The 17,950-nt window shown below is 70.1% G+C and carries 13 protein-coding genes; 6 read left to right on the top strand and 7 right to left on the bottom strand.

Going from position 1 to position 17,950, the window contains the following annotated elements; genetic code table 11:
- Positions 1-8: 8 nt before the first annotated feature.
- Positions 9-1,856, bottom strand: a complete 1,848-nt coding sequence (gene glmS, locus ABZ564_RS03350) for a glutamine--fructose-6-phosphate transaminase (isomerizing) (protein ID WP_360848668.1) — start codon at positions 1,854-1,856, stop codon at positions 9-11.
- A gap of 312 nt (positions 1,857-2,168) precedes the next feature.
- Here glmS and ABZ564_RS03345 point away from each other — a divergent pair, with 312 nt between their 5' ends.
- Together ABZ564_RS03345 and argG are read left to right on the top strand one after the other, a co-directional pair.
- Positions 2,169-2,813 (top strand): dihydrofolate reductase family protein, encoded by a 645-nt coding sequence (locus ABZ564_RS03345; RefSeq protein ID WP_360848665.1) that lies wholly within the window; start codon positions 2,169-2,171, stop codon positions 2,811-2,813.
- Positions 2,814-2,886: 73 nt separating this feature from the next.
- The gene (argG, locus tag ABZ564_RS03340; protein ID WP_360848662.1) at positions 2,887-4,332 is read left to right on the top strand and encodes an argininosuccinate synthase; all 1,446 of its coding nucleotides are present in this window, start codon (positions 2,887-2,889) and stop codon (positions 4,330-4,332) included.
- A 123-nt stretch (positions 4,333-4,455) separates the two neighbouring features.
- Here argG and ABZ564_RS03335 read toward each other — a convergent pair whose 3' ends face one another.
- Complete coding sequence (locus ABZ564_RS03335; protein ID WP_360848659.1) at positions 4,456-5,313, bottom strand: hypothetical protein; 858 nt, start codon at positions 5,311-5,313, stop codon at positions 4,456-4,458.
- A gap of 175 nt (positions 5,314-5,488) precedes the next feature.
- Here ABZ564_RS03335 and coaA point away from each other — a divergent pair, with 175 nt between their 5' ends.
- Both coaA and ABZ564_RS03325 read left to right on the top strand, forming a co-directional pair.
- Positions 5,489-6,484, top strand: a complete 996-nt coding sequence (coaA, locus tag ABZ564_RS03330) for a type I pantothenate kinase (RefSeq protein ID WP_360848656.1) — start codon at positions 5,489-5,491, stop codon at positions 6,482-6,484.
- An 18-nt stretch (positions 6,485-6,502) separates the two neighbouring features.
- Positions 6,503-7,477 carry a DUF389 domain-containing protein gene (locus ABZ564_RS03325; RefSeq protein WP_360848653.1) on the top strand — a complete coding sequence of 325 codons (975 nt, stop codon included), beginning with the start codon at positions 6,503-6,505 and terminating at the stop codon, positions 7,475-7,477.
- Positions 7,478-7,513: 36 nt separating this feature from the next.
- On the opposite strand, the gene glmM is transcribed toward ABZ564_RS03325, so the two are convergent.
- The 5 genes from glmM to dnaE form a co-directional block, all read right to left on the bottom strand.
- Positions 7,514-8,872 carry a phosphoglucosamine mutase gene (gene glmM, locus ABZ564_RS03320; protein WP_360848650.1) on the bottom strand — a complete coding sequence of 453 codons (1,359 nt, stop codon included), beginning with the start codon at positions 8,870-8,872 and terminating at the stop codon, positions 7,514-7,516.
- Between the two features lie 164 nt (positions 8,873-9,036).
- Positions 9,037-9,501: a 30S ribosomal protein S9 gene (gene rpsI, locus ABZ564_RS03315; RefSeq protein ID WP_360848892.1), complete on the bottom strand. Its 465-nt coding sequence runs from the start codon at positions 9,499-9,501 to the stop codon at positions 9,037-9,039.
- Positions 9,502-9,606: 105 nt separating this feature from the next.
- Positions 9,607-10,050: a 50S ribosomal protein L13 gene (gene rplM / locus ABZ564_RS03310; RefSeq protein WP_328901797.1), complete on the bottom strand. Its 444-nt coding sequence runs from the start codon at positions 10,048-10,050 to the stop codon at positions 9,607-9,609.
- Positions 10,051-10,273: 223 nt separating this feature from the next.
- A complete protein-coding gene (locus ABZ564_RS03305) occupies positions 10,274-11,902 on the bottom strand; it encodes an ATP-binding cassette domain-containing protein (RefSeq protein ID WP_360848647.1) in 1,629 nt (542 codons plus the stop codon).
- A 139-nt stretch (positions 11,903-12,041) separates the two neighbouring features.
- A complete protein-coding gene (gene dnaE / locus ABZ564_RS03300; protein ID WP_360848644.1) occupies positions 12,042-15,578 on the bottom strand; it encodes a DNA polymerase III subunit alpha in 3,537 nt (1,178 codons plus the stop codon).
- 225 nt (positions 15,579-15,803) lie between these two features.
- Here dnaE and ABZ564_RS03295 point away from each other — a divergent pair, with 225 nt between their 5' ends.
- Together ABZ564_RS03295 and ABZ564_RS03290 are read left to right on the top strand one after the other, a co-directional pair.
- Positions 15,804-17,129, top strand: coding sequence for a DUF2252 domain-containing protein (locus tag ABZ564_RS03295; RefSeq protein ID WP_360848641.1), 1,326 nt, complete (start codon positions 15,804-15,806; stop codon positions 17,127-17,129).
- Between the two features lie 58 nt (positions 17,130-17,187).
- A complete protein-coding gene (locus tag ABZ564_RS03290) occupies positions 17,188-17,907 on the top strand; it encodes a hypothetical protein (RefSeq protein WP_360848638.1) in 720 nt (239 codons plus the stop codon).
- Positions 17,908-17,950 lie beyond the last annotated feature (43 nt).

Below are 17,950 nucleotides of genomic sequence, written 5' to 3'. Positions count from 1 at the left end.
TCCACGGTTCACTCCACGGTGACGGACTTCGCCAGGTTGCGCGGCTGGTCCACCTCGTTGCCGCGGGCCGTCGCGAGTTCGCAGGCGAAGACCTGCAACGGCACGGTGGCGACCAGCGGCTGAAGCAGCGTAGGCGTTGCGGGGATCCGGATGAGGTGGTCGGCGTACGGGACGACCTCGTCGTCGCCCTCCTCGGCGATGACGACGGTGAGTGCGCCGCGGGCCCGGATCTCCTGGATGTTCGACACGATCTTGCCGTGCAGCACGGAGCGGCCGGCCGGGGAGGGCACCACGACGACGACGGGCAGGCCGTCCTCGATGAGCGCGATCGGCCCGTGCTTGAGCTCGCCCGCGGCGAACCCCTCGGCGTGCATGTACGCGAGTTCCTTCAGCTTCAGCGCGCCCTCCAGGGCGACCGGGTAGCCGACGTGCCGGCCGAGGAAGAGCACGGTGTCGTGGGAGGCCAGCGACCGGGCCAGTTCCCGGACGGGTTCCATGGTCTCCAGGACCCGTTCGACGGAGCCGGAGATCTCGGAGAGCTGCCGGATGACGGTCCGGATCTCGTCGCCCCACTTGGTGCCGCGCACCTGGCCCAGGTAGAGGGCGACGAGGTAGCAGGCGACGAGCTGGGTGAGGAACGCCTTGGTGGAGGCGACGGCGACCTCGGGCCCGGCGTGCGTGTAGAGCACGGCGTCGGACTCGCGCGGGATGGTGGAGCCGTTGGTGTTGCAGATGGCGAGCACCTTGGCGCCCTGTTCGCGGGCGTGCCGCAGGGCCATCAGGGTGTCCATCGTCTCGCCGGACTGCGAGATGGCGACGACCAGGGTGTGCGGGTCCAGGATCGGGTCGCGGTAGCGGAACTCGCTGGCCAGCTCCGTCTCGCAGGGGATGCGGGTCCAGTGCTCGATGGCGTACTTGGCGATCATCCCGGCGTGGAACGCGGTCCCGCAGGCGACGATCACCACCTTGTCGACCTCGCGCAGCTCGCCGCGCGTGATGCGCACCTCGTCGAGGTGGAGGATGCCCTCGGGGTCGATGCGGCCGAGGAGGGTGTCGGTGACGGCCTTCGGCTGCTCGGCGATCTCCTTGAGCATGAAGGAGGCGTACCCGCCCTTCTCGGCGGCCGAGGCGTCCCAGTCCACGTGGTACTCGCGCACCTCGGCGGGTTCGCCGTCGAACCCGGTGACGAGGACGCCGTCCCGGCTCAGCTCCACCACCTGGTCCTGGCCGAGTTCGATCGCGTCCCGGGTGTGCTCGATGAACGCGGCGACGTCGGAGGCGAGGAAGGACTCGCCGTCGCCCACCCCGACGACGAGCGGTGAGTTGCGCCTGGCCCCGACCACGACGTCGGGGGCGTCCGCGAAGACCGCGACGAGCGTGAACGCCCCTTCGAGGCGGCGGCACACCTGCCGCATCGCCTCGGCCGGCTCCCCGCTCCGGCTGTACGCCTCGGCGAGGAGGTGGGCGACCGTCTCGGTGTCGGTCTCGGAGAGCAGGTCGTGGCCGCGCTCGCCGAGTTCGGCGCGCAGGGAAGCGAAGTTCTCGATGATCCCGTTGTGGACGACGGCGACGCGGCCGGCGTTGTCGAGGTGCGGGTGGGCGTTGACGTCGGTGGGTCCGCCGTGGGTGGCCCAGCGGGTGTGCCCGACGCCGGCGGTGCCGGCCGGCAGGGGGCGCTCGCTCAGCGCCTTCTCCAGGTTGACGAGCTTCCCGGCCTTCTTGGCGGCGGCCAGCCCGCCGTCGGCGAGGACGGCGATCCCGGCGGAGTCGTACCCCCGGTACTCCAGCCGCTTGAGGCCCGCGACGACGACGTCCTGCGCCGACTGCCCGCCGACGTAACCCACGATTCCGCACATAGCGATCCTTTCCCGATCATCAGCCCCTGTTCTTCGCATAATCGCAGAAAAACGGGCCTATCAACCGATTGAGGACACCGCGCCGCCACACCCTCACCCCGGCCCCCGCGTCACCTCTCACACCCGGAGACGGCCTCGGTCCGCGACCGGTCCCGCACGGGCGACGCCCTCGCGGACATCCGGGCGCGCCGGGTACCGAAGCACGCGGTGCTTGCGGTGGGATGAGGCATCGGGACGGCGCACGGCGATGAGTCCGGCCCGCCCGAGGAGTCACCCCTCGTGTCGTCACCCACCACCGGGAGAAGAGCACCCATGACTCAACTGCTGAAGGTCCAGAACTTCACCGTCTCCGCCGACGGCGTCGCCTGCGGGGAGGACCAGACCCTGGAGCGGCCCTTCGGCCACGTCGACCCGGGGCGGCTGTTCTCCTGGGCCGGGGCGACGGCGAGCTGGCCCAACCGGACCGACCCGGGCGGCAGCCGGGGCCTGGACGACTACATGACGCGGGACTTCGCGCACAACATCGGCGCCGAGATCATGGGCCGCAACAAGTTCGGCCCGCAGCGCGGACCCTGGGAGGACCACGAGTGGCAGGGCTGGTGGGGCGACGAGCCGCCGTTCCACACGCCGGTGTTCGTCCTGACCCACCACGAGCGCCCCTCCTTCACGCTCTCCGACACCACGTTCCACTTCGTGGCCGGCGAGCCCGCCGAGGTGCTCGCCCGGGCGCGGGAGGCCGCGCAGGGCAAGGACGTACGCCTCGGCGGCGGGGTCACGACCATCAGGGAGTTCCTGGACGCCGGCCTCGTCGACACCCTGCACGTGGCGGTGGCACCGGTGAAGCTGGGGCCGGGCCTGCGGCTCTGGGACTCGCCGGACGACCTGCGCGACCGGTTCCACCTGGACGTCGTGCCGAGCCCGAGCGGGATGACGCACCACCTGTTCTGGCGAAAGTGAGGGTCCGGCCCCTCCGAGGTGCCGGGAAGCGAGACACGTTGCATGACCATGCGCAATCATGCATACTCTTCCTATGTCTAAGGTCCTCACCTCCCTGCCCACCGGCGAACGCGTCGGCATCGCCTTCTCGGGCGGCCTCGACACCTCGGTCGCGGTCGCGTGGATGCGCGACAAGGGTGCCGTCCCGTGCACCTACACCGCCGACATCGGCCAGTACGACGAGCCCGACATCGCCTCGGTGCCGGGCCGCGCCAAGGCGTACGGCGCCGAGCTCGCCCGTCTGGTCGACTGCCGCGCCGCGCTCGTCGAGGAGGGCCTGGCCGCGCTGACGTGCGGGGCGTTCCACATCCGCTCGGGCGGCCGGGCGTACTTCAACACCACGCCGCTGGGCCGCGCGGTCACCGGCACGCTCCTGGTCCGGGCGATGCTGGAGGACGACGTCCAGATCTGGGGCGACGGCTCCACGTTCAAGGGCAACGACATCGAGCGGTTCTACCGCTACGGCCTGCTGGCCAACCCGCACCTGCGCATCTACAAGCCCTGGCTGGACGCCGAGTTCGTGACGGAGCTCGGCGGCCGCAAGGAGATGTCGGAGTGGCTGGTCGCCCACGGCCTGCCCTACCGGGACAGCACGGAGAAGGCGTACTCCACCGACGCCAACATCTGGGGCGCCACCCACGAGGCCAAGACGCTGGAGCACCTGAACACCGGCGTGGAGACCGTCGAGCCGATCATGGGCGTGCGGTTCTGGGACCCGTCGGTCGAGATCGAGACCGAGGACGTCACGATCGGCTTCGACCAGGGCCGCCCGGTCACGATCAACGGCGAGAAGTTCGAGACCGCCGTCGACCTGGTCATGAAGGCGAACGCCATCGGCGGCCGCCACGGCATGGGCATGTCCGACCAGATCGAGAACCGGATCATCGAGGCCAAGAGCCGGGGCATCTACGAGGCCCCCGGCATGGCCCTGCTGCACGCCGCGTACGAGCGCCTGGTCAACGCGATCCACAACGAGGACACCCTCGCCCAGTACCACAACGAGGGCCGCCGCCTCGGCCGCCTGATGTACGAGGGCCGCTGGCTGGACCCGCAGGCGCTGATGGTCCGCGAGTCGATCCAGCGCTGGGTCGGCACGGCCGTCACCGGCGAGGTCACCCTGCGGCTGCGGCGCGGCGAGGACTACTCGATCCTCGACACCACGGGCCCGGCGTTCAGCTACCACCCGGACAAGCTGTCCATGGAGCGCACCGAGGACTCCGCGTTCGGCCCGGTCGACCGCATCGGCCAGCTGACCATGCGCAACCTCGACATCGCGGACTCCCGCGCCAAGCTGGAGCAGTACGCGGGCCTCGGCCTGATCGGCAACGCCAACCCGGCCATCGGCGCGGCCCAGGCCGCCGCCACCGGCCTGATCGGCTCGCTCCCCGAGGGCGGCGCCGAGGCCATCGCCTCGCGCGGCGAGGTCTCGGACCAGGACGAGATGCTGGACCGCGCGGCGATGGAGTCCGGCACGGACTAGGGCCGCGACAGCCAGGGTTCGACCCCGTCGGGCAGACCCCGGCTGCCGCGGCACTGATCGCCGCGGCGCGAATGCACCGGGCCGGGCACCCCGAGGGGTGCCCGGCCCTTCGTCGTGCTCCGGTCACCAGCCCTGGCGGGCGCTCATCTTCCGGACCACTCCGCCGGCCCCGCTCACGTCTACGTAGTCCCCGGACGACACCGCGCCGCCCGTCGTGGACCAGCCCCCGAAGTTCCACCGCCAGTCACCGTCGAGCGACGCGGTGACCGTGGCCTTCAGCGCGCCCGTGGAACTGGACCGCACCGTCTTCACGGTGTTGTACGAGGTCGTCCCCTTCGGCCGGAACTGCAGCTGCACGGACGCGTCCGCCACACCGGTGTACGCGTGCTTCACCCAGTCCGCCCGCTTGAGACTGCCGGTCACGGTGACCGGCTTGCCCTTCGCCACCGGCTCGGGCGCGGCGTTGACGGTGGCCTTGGCGTAGCGCCGGATCTGCACGCTGCCGGAGGTGGTGCCGTACTCCTCGGCCACGAGGTCGTAGTCCCCCTTGAAGAGCCGCCCCACGAAGCCGACCTTCCAGGTCGTCGCGTCGTTGTTGGAGTCCAGGCGGTAGTACGGGTCGACGTAGAGGGTCCCCTCGCAGTCCGCGATCCAGTCGCTCTTCTCGTAGCAGGTGTAGATGCCCATCTGCAGCCCGCCGTGGTCGATCCCCTCGGCCGGCGTGGTCCCGTGGTACAGGAACGGTTCCGCGTCGTACGCGAAGGGATCGGTCGTGCTGTAACCCGGGGGAAGGGTGACCCGGAACGTGACCGAGGGCTCCTTCACCTCCGTGGTGCCCACCACGATGGGCTTCCCCCCGTTGACGACGACCCGCGACACCGTGATCCCGGTATCGGCGGCCCGCGCCGTCGGAGCCGTGAGCGCCGTGAGGGCCAGAGCCCCCGCGAGCGCGGCCACGGCCCCGGTTCTGCCTGTTTTCATGCGCACCTCGTTGCTGCGTAGGAGGAAAGGCGTACCCCCGCGCCCGACCAAGATCAGCCGGACGGCGGGGCGGCAGGCTACCAGCGGACCGGAACCGGCCGGGCGGTGCCCCCGCCCTCCCCCACGTGACCGACCCCACCCCCCACGCGCGCCCGTCTCCCGCGACAATGAAGGCGTGATCACTTCGCCGATACGGAGCACGAACCGACGCGCCGAACACGCGGCGACGCCGTACGTCGACCTCTCCCGGGCGGAGTGGAGCGCGCTGCGCGACAAGACGCCGCTGCCGCTGACCGCCGAGGAGGTGGAGCGGCTGCGCGGGCTCGGGGACGTCATCGACCTCGACGAGGTACGGGACGTCTACCTGCCGCTCTCCCGGTTGCTGAACCTGTACGTGCAGGCCACCTCCGGGCTGCGCGGCGCCCTGAACACCTTCCTCGGGGACGCGGGCAACGGGCAGGGCGCGCAGCGCGGGACGCCGTTCGTCATAGGGGTCGCGGGCAGTGTCGCCGTGGGGAAGTCCACCACCGCCCGCATCCTCCAGGCGCTGCTGGCCCGCTGGCCTGAGCACCCCCGGGTGGAACTGGTGACCACCGACGGGTTCCTGCTGCCGATGAAGGAGCTCCACGCCCGCGGCCTGATGTCCCGCAAGGGGTTCCCGGAGTCGTACGACCGGCGCGCCCTCACCCGTTTCGTCGCCGACATCAAGGCGGGCAAGGACGAGGTCACCGCGCCCGTCTACTCGCACCTGATCTACGACATCGTTCCCGGTGAACGGCTCACCGTGCGGCGGCCGGACATCCTGATCGTCGAGGGGCTGAACGTCCTCCAGCCCGCCCTGCCCGGCAAGGACGGCCGCACCAGGGTGGGGCTCGCCGACTACTTCGACTTCAGCGTGTACGTGGACGCCCGGCCGGAGGACATCGAGACCTGGTACCTCAGCCGCTTCCGGAAGCTGCGCGAGACCGCGTTCCAGGACCCGTCCTCGTACTTCCGCAAGTACACCCAGGTCTCCGAGGCGGAGGCGATGGAGTACGCGGCGACCATGTGGCGCACCATCAACCGGCCCAATCTCGTGGAGAACGTGGCGCCGACGCGCGGACGTGCCACGCTGGTGCTGCGCAAGGGGCCCGACCACAAGGTCCAGCGGCTGTCCCTGCGCAAACTCTGACTCCTGGAAGGGTGCACCGTGCTGCATCTGCGCCTGATCGTGCCCGCCGGCCGTACGGACGAGGTGGTGAGCCTGCTGGAGCGGACCGTGGGCACCGCCCACCTCGCCGTGCTGCCCGGCGTCGCCCGCGACCCGGCCGGCGACCTCGTGCTCTGCGACGTGGCGCGCGAGGCGGGCGACGAGCTGATCGCGGCGCTGCGCCGGATGGGGCTGGACGAGTACGGGGCGATCACCGTCGAGAACGTGGACCTGACGCTCTCCGCGCGCGCCGACCGGGCGGAGGAGGAGGCGCCGGGCGAGGGCGCGGACGCGGTCCTGTGGGAAGAGCTGGTGGAGGCCACCAACGACGACTCGACGTTCAGCGCCACCTATGTGGCGTTCCTCGCGGTCGCGACGATGCTCGCCGCCTGCGGTGTGATGCTCGACAACGCGATCCTGATCGTGGGCGCGATGGCGGTGGGCCCGGAGTTCGGCCCGCTCGCGGGGATCTCGACGGCGCTGGTGCAGCGTGCCCCGCGCCTGGTGTGGCGCTCGCTGTGGGCGCTGATCGGCGGCTTCGCCGTGGCCATGCTGCTGACGGTCGGCTTCGCCTGGCTGATGGACGCCTTCGGGCTGTTCGACAGGGGGATGATCGAGGGGGACCGGCCCAACACGGCGTTCGTCTGGCAGCCGGACTGGATGTCGTTCGTCGTGGCCTTCCTCGCGGGCATCGCGGGGACGCTCTCCCTGACCTCGGCGAAGTCCGGTGCGCTGATCGGGGTCGCGATCTCGGTGACGACCGTGCCGGCGGCGGCCAACGCGGCGGTGGCCTTCAGCTACCGCGACTACAGCCAGATGACGGGATCGATCCAGCAGTTGCTGGCGAACCTCGGCGGGATCGTGCTGGCGGGGACGCTGACCCTGCTGCTCCAGAAGGCCCTGTGGCGGACGACCCGGCACCACCAGCGGGCGCACCAGCGGGCCCACACGAAGCCCACCGCCCCGACACGCTGAGGGGGCGGGCGCCCACCGCCCGCCCCCTCACGGCGATCAGCCCAGCGCCGACTTCACGACGTCCGCCAGCTGACCCGCCACCGCGCGCGCCTGCTCGATGTCCGCCGCCTCGACCATGACCCGTACCAGCGGCTCCGTGCCCGAGGGGCGCAGCAGCACGCGGCCGGTCGCGCCCAGCTCGCGCTCGGCCTCCGCGACGGCGGCGGACACCTCCTGCGAGGTGTGCACGCGGGACTTGTCGACGTCCGGGACGTTGACGAGGACCTGCGGCAGGCGCTCCATGACCCCGGCCAGCTCCGCGAGCGAGCGGCCGGTCGCGGCGACCCGGGCCGCCAGCATCAGGCCGGTCAGCGTGCCGTCGCCGGTCGTGGCGTGGTCCAGGACGATGACGTGGCCGGACTGCTCGCCGCCCAGCGCGTAGCCCTCGGCCTTCATCGACTCCAGGACGTAGCGGTCGCCGACGGCGGTCTGGACGAGCTGGATGCCCTCCCGCTCCATGGCGATCTTGAAGCCGAGGTTCGACATGACGGTGCCGACCACGGTGTCCCGGCGCAGCTGTCCGGCCTCGCGCATGGCGAGGGCCAGCACGGCGAGGATCTGGTCGCCGTCGACCTCCTCGCCGGCCGCGTCCACGGCCAGGCAGCGGTCGGCGTCGCCGTCGTGCGCGATGCCCAGGTCCGCGCCGTGCTCGACGACGGCGGCGCGCAGCAGCGCCAGGTGCGTGGAGCCGCAGCCGTCGTTGATGTTCAGCCCGTCCGGCTCGGCGCCGATCGTGACGACCTCGGCCCCGGCGCGGGCGAACGCCTCGGGCGAGACGCGGGCGGCGGCGCCGTGGGCCTCGTCGAGGACGACCTTCAGGCCGTCGAGGCGGTTCGGCAGGACGCCGATGAGGTGGGCGACGTAACGGTCGAAGCCCTCCGCGTAGTCGGTGACGCGGCCGACGCCGGCGCCGGTGGGACGGGACCACGGCTCACCGGTGCGGTGCTGCTCGTACACCGTCTCGATGCGGTCCTCCAGCTCGTCGGCGAGCTTGTGGCCGCCCCGGGCGAAGAACTTGACACCGTTGTCCGGCATGGCGTTGTGGCTGGCCGAGAGCATGACCCCGATGTCGGCGCCCAGGGCGCCGGTGAGGTAGGCCACGGCCGGGGTCGGCAGCACGCCGACCCGCAGGACGTCGACGCCCGCGCTCGCGAGGCCGGCCACCACCGCGGCCTCCAGGAACTCTCCGGAGGCGCGTGGGTCGCGGCCCACCACGGCCTTCGGCCGATGGCCCTCGAAGGTGCCCGCCTCGGCCAGTACGTGCGCCGCGGCCACCGAGAGGCCGAGCGCGAGCTCGGCCGTCAGGTCCGCATTGGCGACGCCGCGCACGCCGTCCGTGCCGAAGAGTCGTCCCACTGGTGTCCTCCGAAAGTGCTCCGAAACGCAAAAGTCAGATCATGCAACCAACAAGCCTATGAACGCCTTATGTCGTTATATGCCCGAGGATGTCGATAAACGAACGCCCCGGCAGCACGAGGTGTGCCGCCGGGGCGAACGTGTAACGCGGGTGAGCAGGCGGTTTAGCGCTTGCTGTACTGCGGGGCCTTACGGGCCTTCTTGAGACCGGCCTTCTTGCGCTCGACCGCACGGTCGTCGCGGGAGAGGAAGCCGGCCTTCTTCAGGGCCGGGCGGTTGTTGTCCACGTCCGCCTCGTTCAGCGCGCGGGCCACGCCGAGGCGCAGGGCGCCGGCCTGACCCGAGACGCCGCCACCCGCGATGCGGGCGATGACGTCGTAACGGCCGTCGAGCTCGAGCACCTTGAAGGGCTCGTTGACTTCCTGCTGGTGCACCTTGTTCGGGAAGTAGCTCTCGAGGGTGCGCCCGTTGATCTTCCACTTGCCGGTGCCCGGAACGATCCGGACGCGGGCGATGGCGTTCTTGCGACGGCCCAGGCCGGCGGCGGGCTGCGGGTCGCCGAAGCGGCCCGCGAGCGACTCGGAGGTGTACTCACCCTCGACGGGGACCTCCGACTCGAAGGTGGTCACCTCGGCGTAGGTCTCCTCGCCCTCGGTGCCCTCGGCGGTCTCAACAGTGGTCTCGGCCACGATTCTCCTCAGATCTTTCTTTATGTCTTTGGGGGGAGGCCGGAACTACTGCGCGACCTGGGTGATCTCGTACGGGACCGGCTGCTGCGCAGCGTGCGGGTGCTGGTCGCCCGCGTAGACCTTCAGCTTCGAGATCATCTGGCGGCCCAGGGTGTTCTTGGGGATCATGCCCTTGATGGCCTTCTCGACGGCCTTCTCGGGGTTGTTCGCGAGGAGGTCGTCGTAGCGCACCGAGCGCAGACCGCCCGGGAACCCGGAGTGGCGGTACGCCATCTTCTGGGTCCTCTTGTTGCCGGACAGGTGAACCTTGTCGGCGTTGATGATGATGACGAAGTCGCCCATGTCCATGTGGGGGGCGTAGATCGCCTTGTGCTTGCCTCGGAGGAGGTTCGCAGCCGTGGTGGCGAGACGACCCAGGACGACGTCCTGCGCGTCAATGATGTGCCACTGGCGAGTCACATCGCCGGGCTTGGGGCTGTACGTACGCACTTCGTAGCCTTCGCTTCTTCAGTGGATGGGGTCCAGACACACGACACCTCTGAAGCGATCATGCAGCTGGGGCGCACAATGCCGGGACGCTGCCCGTATGCGAGCCACTGGTAACTGCTCCAGAGAACTTACGTAGGGGCTCCTCGTGCCATGATGACGCAGCCCATACGCATAACAATCCTCGACAGTACCCGCCCGGCCCCGGGCGGGTCAAAACGCGCCCCTACCGCGCCCGCTCCACCCGCCGCTCGTCCCACACCGGCTCGGACGTCTCCCGTACGACCCCGTCCGAACCGAAGACCAGATAGCGGTCGAAGCTCTTCGCGAACCACCGGTCGTGCGTCACCGCGAGCACCGTGCCCTCGTACGCCTCGAGCCCGTCCTGCAGCGCCTCCGCCGACTCCAGGTCCAGGTTGTCCGTCGGCTCGTCGAGCAGCAGCGCGGTCGTACCGGACAGCTCCAGGAGCAGGATCTGGAACCGGGCCTGCTGCCCGCCCGACAGCTTCTCGAACGGCTGGTCCCCCTGCCGCTCCAGCTCGTAGCGGCGCAGCACGGACATCGCCGCGCCCCGGTCCCTGGCGTGCTCCGTCCACAGGATGTCGACGAGCGTCCGGCCCAGCAGCTCCGGGTGTGCGTGGGTCTGCGCGAAGTGGCCGGGGACGACCCGCGCACCGAGCTTCCACTCCCCCGTGTGCGCCACCGGCTCGCCCGCCAGCAGCCGCAGGAAGTGGGACTTGCCCGAACCGTTGGAACCGAGGACCGCGACCCGTTCCCCGTAGAAGATCTCCAGGTCGAACGGTTTCATCAGGCCGGTCAGCTCCAGGTTCGCGCAGGTCACCGCCCGCACCCCGGTCCGGCCGCCGCGCAGCCGCATCCGGATGTCCTGCTCGCGCGGCGGCTCCGGCGGCGGGCCCGCCTCCTCGAACTTCCGGAAGCGGGTCTGCATCGCGTGGTAGCGGCTCGCCATGTCGGGGCTGATCGCCGCCTGCTGGCGCAGCCGGTGCACGAGCGCCTTCAGCCGCTTGTGCTCCTCCTCCCAGCGGCGCAGCAGCTCCTCGAAACGGGCGAACCGCTCCTTGCGGGCCTGGTGGTAGGTGTCGAAGCCGCCACCGTGCACCCATACGTCGCTGCCGGCCGGGCCGGGCTCCACGCTGACGATCTTCTGCGCGGCCCGGGACAGCAACTCCCGGTCGTGGGAGACGAAGAGGACCGTCTTACGGGTCTCCTTCAGCCGCTCCTCCAGCCACCGCTTGCCGGGGACGTCCAGATAGTTGTCCGGTTCGTCCAGCAGCAGCACCTCGTCGGGCCCGCGCAGCAGGGCCTCCAGGACCAGCCGCTTCTGCTCACCACCGGACAGCGTGCGCACCTCGCGCCACTGCGCCTTCTCGTACGGGACACCGAGCGCGGCCGTGGTGCACATGTCCCAGAGCGTCTCGGCCTCGTACCCCCGCACCTCCGCCCAGTCGCTCAGCGCCTGCGCGTACGCCATCTGCGCGGCCTCGTCGTCCAGGGTGAGGATGCGCTCCTCGGCCCGGTCGACGGCGAGGGCGGCCTCCCGGATACGGGGCTGCGCCACGGAGACCAGCAGGTCACGGACCGTGCGATCGTCGCGCACCGAGCCGACGAACTGGCGCATCACGCCGAGCCCGCCGCTCACCGACACCGAGCCGCCGTGCGGCTGGAGCTCCCCGGCGAGCAACCGCAGCAGCGTGGTCTTGCCTGCGCCGTTCGCCCCCACGAGCGCGACAACGGCACCGTCGGCCACCCGGAACGAGGCATCGCCGAGCAGCACCCGCCCGTCCGGAAGGTAGTACTCAAGATGGCCTGCTTCGAGATGTCCCATGCACAGCATTGTCCCGGGCCGCGAAGCGACGACCCAACCGGTTTACGGTCGGCACCGGTACCGCGGCAGCCGGGGTCCGCGACGGGGCGGACCCTGGCTGGGGGGGGGGCGGGGGGGCGGCGGGGCCGCCCCTCTCGTACGTCTGCGCTCAGCCGGCCAGGCAGGACGGGCCGAGCAGCACCTTCAGGTCACCGAAGAGCGCCGGGTCGGGCTTCACCCGGTGCCGGTCGAGCCGGAGCACCGTGGTCTTGCGGGGGCCCTGGAGCCTGATGCGCACCTCGGTGTCGCCCCGGTGGCTGGCGAGCACCTCGCCGAGCCGGCTGACCATGGGCGGGGTGACCCTGACGGTCGGGATGGTCAGCACGACCGGCGCGTTGGTGCCGGCCGACGAGAGGTCGGGGACCTGCATCTCCATCGCCACCAGGCGCGGCACGTCCTCGCGCTTGTCGAGGCGCCCCTTGACGAAGACGACGGTGTCCTCGACGAGCTGGGTGGAGACCAGCTGGTAGGTGGCCGGGAAGAACATGCACTCGATGGAACCGGCCAGGTCCTCCACCGTGGCGATGGCCCAGGCGTTGCCCTGCTTGGTCATCTTGCGCTGGAGGCCCGAGATGATGCCGCCGATGGTGACGATCGCGCCGTCGCTGTGCTCGCCGCCGGTCAGCTGCGAGATCGCGGCGTCCGACTTGTCGCTCAGGACGTGCTCGATGCCGAACAGCGGGTGGTCGGAGACGTAGAGCCCGAGCATCTCGCGCTCCTGGGCCAGCAGGTAGGACTTCTCCCACTCGATGTCGGAGAACTCCACGTCGAGCCCGAAGCCCGGCTCGTCGCTGTCCTCCTCGCCGCCGCCGAAGAGGTCGAACTGGCCCTCGGCCTCCTTGCGCTTGACCTGCACGACGTTGTCGATCATGGACTCGTGGTGGGCGACGAGCCCCTTGCGGGTGTGGCCCATCTCGTCGAAGGCGCCGGCCTTGATGAGCGATTCCACGGTCCGCTTGTTGCAGACGACCGCCTCGACCTTGTCCAGGAAGTCGGGGAAGGAGCTGTACTTCCCCTTCGTCTTGCGGCATCGGATGATCGAGTCCACGACGTTCTGGCCGACGTTGCGGACGGCCGTCAGCCCGAACAGGATGACGTCGTCACCCTGGGCCGCGAAGTTGGACTCCGACTCGTTGACATTCGGCGGGAGCACCTTGATGCCCATGCGCCGGCACTCGTTCAGATAGACCGCGGACTTGTCCTTGTCGTCCTTGACCGAGGTCAGCAGGGCGGCCATGTACTCGGCGGGATAGTTCGCCTTGAGATACGCGGTCCAGTAGGTGACCAGGCCGTACGCAGAGGAGTGCGCCTTGTTGAACGCGTACCCGGCGAACGGGACCAGCACGTCCCACAGCGCCTTGATCGCCGCGTCCGAGAAGCCCTTCTTCTTGGCGCCGGCCTCGAAGAGCACGAAGTTCTTCGCCAGCTCCTCGGGCTTCTTCTTGCCCATCACGCGGCGCAGGATGTCGGCCTCGCCGAGCGAGTAGCCGGCGACGATCTGGGCGGCCTTCTGCACCTGCTCCTGGTACACGATCAGGCCGTAGGTGAGGCCGAGGACCTCCTTGAGGGGCTCCTCGAGCTCCGGGTGGATCGGGGTGATCTCCTGGCGGCCGTTCTTGCGCTCGGCGTAGTTCGTGTGCGAGTTCATGCCCATCGGGCCCGGCCGGTAGAGGGCCGAGACGGCGGAGATGTCCTCGAAGTTGTCGGGCTGCATCTGGCGCAGCAGGGAGCGCATCGGCCCGCCGTCGAACTGGAACACGCCGAGCGTGTCACCGCGGCAGAGCAGCTCGTACGTCTTGGGGTCGTCGAGCGGGAGGGCGAGCATCTCCAGGTCGACGCCCTTGTTGGACTTCACCATCTTGATGGCGTCGTCCATGATCGTCAGGTTGCGCAGCCCCAGGAAGTCCATCTTCAGCAGGCCGAGCGACTCGCACTGCGGGTAGTCCCACTGCGTGATGGTGACGCCGTCGGTGTGCCGGACCCAGACCGGGGCGTGGTCGACGATCGGCTCGCTGGACATGATGACGCCGGCGGCGTGCACGCCCATCTGCCGGACCAGTCCCTCGACGCCCTTGGCGGTGTCGATGACCTTCTTGACGTCCGGCTCGTTCTCGTACATCCCCCGGATCTCGGCCGCCTCGCTGTAGCGCGGGTGGCTGGGGTCGGTGATGCCGTTGAGGTCGATGCCCTTGCCGAGGACGTCGGCGGGCATGGCCTTGGTGAGCCGGTCGCCCATGGCGTAGGGGTAGCCGAGGACGCGGGCGGAGTCCTTGATCGCGTTCTTGGCCTTGATCTTGCCGTAGGTGCCGATCATGGCGACCTTGTCGGCGCCGTACTTCTCCGTCACGTACCGGATGACCTCGACGCGCCTGCGCTCGTCGAAGTCGATGTCGACGTCGGGCATGGAGACGCGCTCGGGGTTGAGGAAGCGCTCGAAGATCAGTCCGTGCTCGATCGGGTCGAGGTCGGTGATGCCCAGCGCGTACGAGACGATCGAACCGGCCGCGGAGCCTCGGCCGGGGCCGACCGCGATGCCGTTGTTCTTGGCCCACATGATGAAGTCGGCGACGACCAGGAAGTACCCCGGGAACCCCATCTGGATGATGATGTCCATCTCGTACTCGACCTGCTTCTGCCGGTCCTCGGGGATGCCGTTCGGGAAACGGCGGTTCATCCCCGTCCGGACCTCCTCCTGGAACCAGGTGATCTCCGTGTAGCCCTCGGGGATGTCGAACTTCGGCATCAGGTCGCGCTTCTCGAACATCCCGGTGGTGTCGATCTGCTCGGCGACCAGGAGGGTGTTGGCGCACCCCTCCTGCCAGGCGTCGGAGGAGTCGACGCCGTACATCTCCTCGGTGGTCTTGAGGTAGTAGCCGGTGCCGTCGAAGCGGAAGCGGTCCGGGTCGGAGAGGTTCTTGCCGGTCTGGATGCACAGCAGGGCGTCGTGCGCGGTCGCCTCGGAGGCGTACGTGTAGTGCGAGTCGTTCGTCACGAGCGGCGGGATGCCGAGCTTCTTGCCGATCTCCAGGAGCCCGTCGCGGACCCGGCGCTCGATCTCGATGCCGTGGTCCATCAGCTCCAGGAAGTAGCGTCCCTCGCCGAAGATGTCCTTGTAGTCGGAGGCCGCCTTGACCGCCTCGTCGAACTGGCCGAGCCGCAGCCGCGTCTGGACCTCGCCGGAGGGGCAGCCGGTGGACGCGATCAGACCCTCGGACCACTGGGCGATGGTCTCCTTGTCCATACGCGGCCACTTCTGGAGCCAGCCCTCGGCGTAGGCGTCGGACGACAGCTTGAAGAGGTTGTGCAGCCCCTTCGCGTTGGCCGCCCAGATCGTCTTGTGGGTGTAACCACCCGAACCGGAGACGTCGTCGCGCTTCTGGTGCGGCTGCCCCCACTGGATCTTCCGCTTGTGCTTGCGCGACTCGGGCGCGACGTACGCCTCGATGCCGATGATCGGCGTCACGTCCGCCTTCTTCGCCGAGTGGAAGAAGTCGTACGCCCCGTGCAGGTTGCCGTGGTCCGTCATGGCGATGTGCGACATGCCCATGTCGTTGCACGCCTTGAACATGTCCTTCAGCCGCGCGGCACCGTCCAGCAGCGAGTACTGGGTGTGGACGTGAAGGTGCGTGAAGGGCGGCTTGGTCACGGCGCTGTGCCTCCGGAGGGAAAGGGGGGTGAGAGGGCGGGGTGTCCGAGGGGGATGGGGGTGGGAGGGCGGGGGTGTCTGAAGGGGACAGCGTGGAAGTCTACGTCTCCGGGAGACACGACGACGGGCACTCCGCGATACGGTCGCGCGTTGTAAGGGCTGGACCACTCGTCCCTTTTGTCATGCACGTCATCACCCAGGCCAGGTACCAGGAGGCACCCAGAGATGTCGGACACGCAGACCGGCGCACAGCGGCGCGGGGAGCAGATTCTGGAGGTCTTCGACACCGCCTTCGGGGAGCTGCTGGCGGCCGATCCGGCCGCTTTCCGGGTCAAGTTCCGCAAGATGGCCGCGTCGGCCTTCGCGTTCTACCGGGGCACGGCCTGCCTGTTCTACGACGACCTGGCCTCGTCGAGGGCCCGGGACCCGTTCCTGGACGAGCGGACCAGCCGGGTGTGGGTGCACGGCGATCTGCACGCCGAGAACTTCGGCACGTACATGGACGCCAACGGGCGCCTCGTCTTCAACGTAAACGATTTCGACGAAGCTTTCGTGGCTCCCTTCACCTGGGACCTCAAGCGCTTCGCCGCCTCGGTCGCCCTGCTGGGGTACGGGAAGGCGCTGGGCGACGACCAGATCACCGAGCTGGTCCGGATCTACGCGGCCGCCTACCGCGAGCGCATCCACGCCCTGGCCACGGGCGCCAAGAACGACGAGGTCCCGCCCTTCACCCTGGACACGGCCGAGGGCCCGCTGCTCGGCGCCCTGCGGACCGCCCGCTCGCTGACCCGGTTCTCGCTGCTCGACTCGATGACCGAGATCCGTGACTTCGAGCGCCGGTTCGCCGAGGGCGGCGGCGCGATCGACCTGGACGCGGCGACGCGCTACAAGGTGCTGGCCGCGTTCGACGGCTATCTGGAGACGCTGCCGGAGGCGAGCCTGACCCGGCCGGACTCCTACCGGGTCAAGGACGTCGTGGGCCGTCGCGGCATCGGCATCGGGTCGGCGGGCCTGCCCTCGTACAACATCCTCCTGGAGGGCACCAGCGACGCCCTGGAGAACGATGTGGTGATCTACCTCAAGCAGGCGCAGACCCCGGCCGTCTCCCGGCACATCACGGACGCGGCGGTGCGCGACTACTTCCAGCACGAGGGCCACCGCACGGTGATCTCGCAGCGCGCCCTCCAGGCCCACGCCGACCCGTGGCTGGGCTGGACCGAGCTGGACGGGGCCGGCCAGCTGGTCGCCGAGGTGTCGCCGTACGCGGTCGACCTGGACTGGTCCGACATCGACGAACCGGACGAGATCGCGGCGGTCGTCGCCGACCTCGGCCGGGCGACGGCCACGATGCACTCGGCGGCGGACGACGAGAGCGGGCACTCGCTGGTGCCGTTCTCCACGGAGCGGGCGATCGACGCCGCCATCGCGGCCGACGAGGACGGCTTCGGGGAGCTCCTGGTGGACTTCGCGCACAGCTACGGGGCCCGGGCCCGCGCGGACCACCAGATCTTCGTGGACCTCTTCCGCAACGGCCGCATCCCGGGGCTGTAGCAGGCGAAACGGAACCTTTAGGGGTCGCTTACAGGTTCGCATGCGACACTCCTGGGCGATGGACATATCCGGGACCCAGCTCAGAGCGGCACGCGCGGCGCTTTTCACAGCGCTCGTCGTGACGCTCTCCGCCGCGTCCCACGTCCTGCTCTCGCAGGTCCCGCTGCCACTGGTCCCCGTCGCCGTGCTGGCCGTGACCGTCTTCGCGGTCACCTACGCCCTGGCCGGACGCCAGCGCGGCTTCGGGGCGATCGCCGGGCTGCTGGTCCCGCTGGAGCTGGCCGCCGACACGTTCTTCACCAGCGGCCAGCACCTCTGCTACGGGGCGGCGGGCGGCCCGATAGCGGGCCCCCTGCGCTCGGTCGGCGTCGACGTCCTGTGCGGGGGCGGTGACCTCGGTCCCGGCGCCGCGCAGCTCGGCGACGTCGGCACCCCGCTGGCCTCGGTGACCGCGGGCGGCCAGGGCGCCGCCGCGCTGTTCGCCTCCCCCGGCCCGCTGGTCCCCTGGCTGCTGCTGGCCGCCCACGTCACGGTCGGGCTGCTCGCCGCCGCCTGGCTGCACCGCGGGGAGCTGGCGCTCGCCGGGGTGCTGGGGGCGTGCGCGCTGCTGGCGTTCCGGCCGCTGCTGATCGCGGTGGCCGTGGTGGGCACGGCCGGCCGCTCCGTACACCGCGAGGCGCCCGCCACCGCGTCCGGGCCGCGTCCGCCGGTCCGCCCCCGCCTGCTCGTGCACTCCGTGGGACGGCGGGGTCCGCCGCTCCGGGCCTGTGCCCTCTGAGCACACGCGAACCCCGGACCGTACGACCCGCATCCCACGGAGA

Source organism: Streptomyces sp. NPDC019224, assembly GCF_040632605.1.
GTDB lineage: Bacteria > Actinomycetota > Actinomycetes > Streptomycetales > Streptomycetaceae > Streptomyces.
Note: the sequence above shows the minus strand (reverse complement) of the source record. Positions and strands in the feature narration are given on the sequence as shown.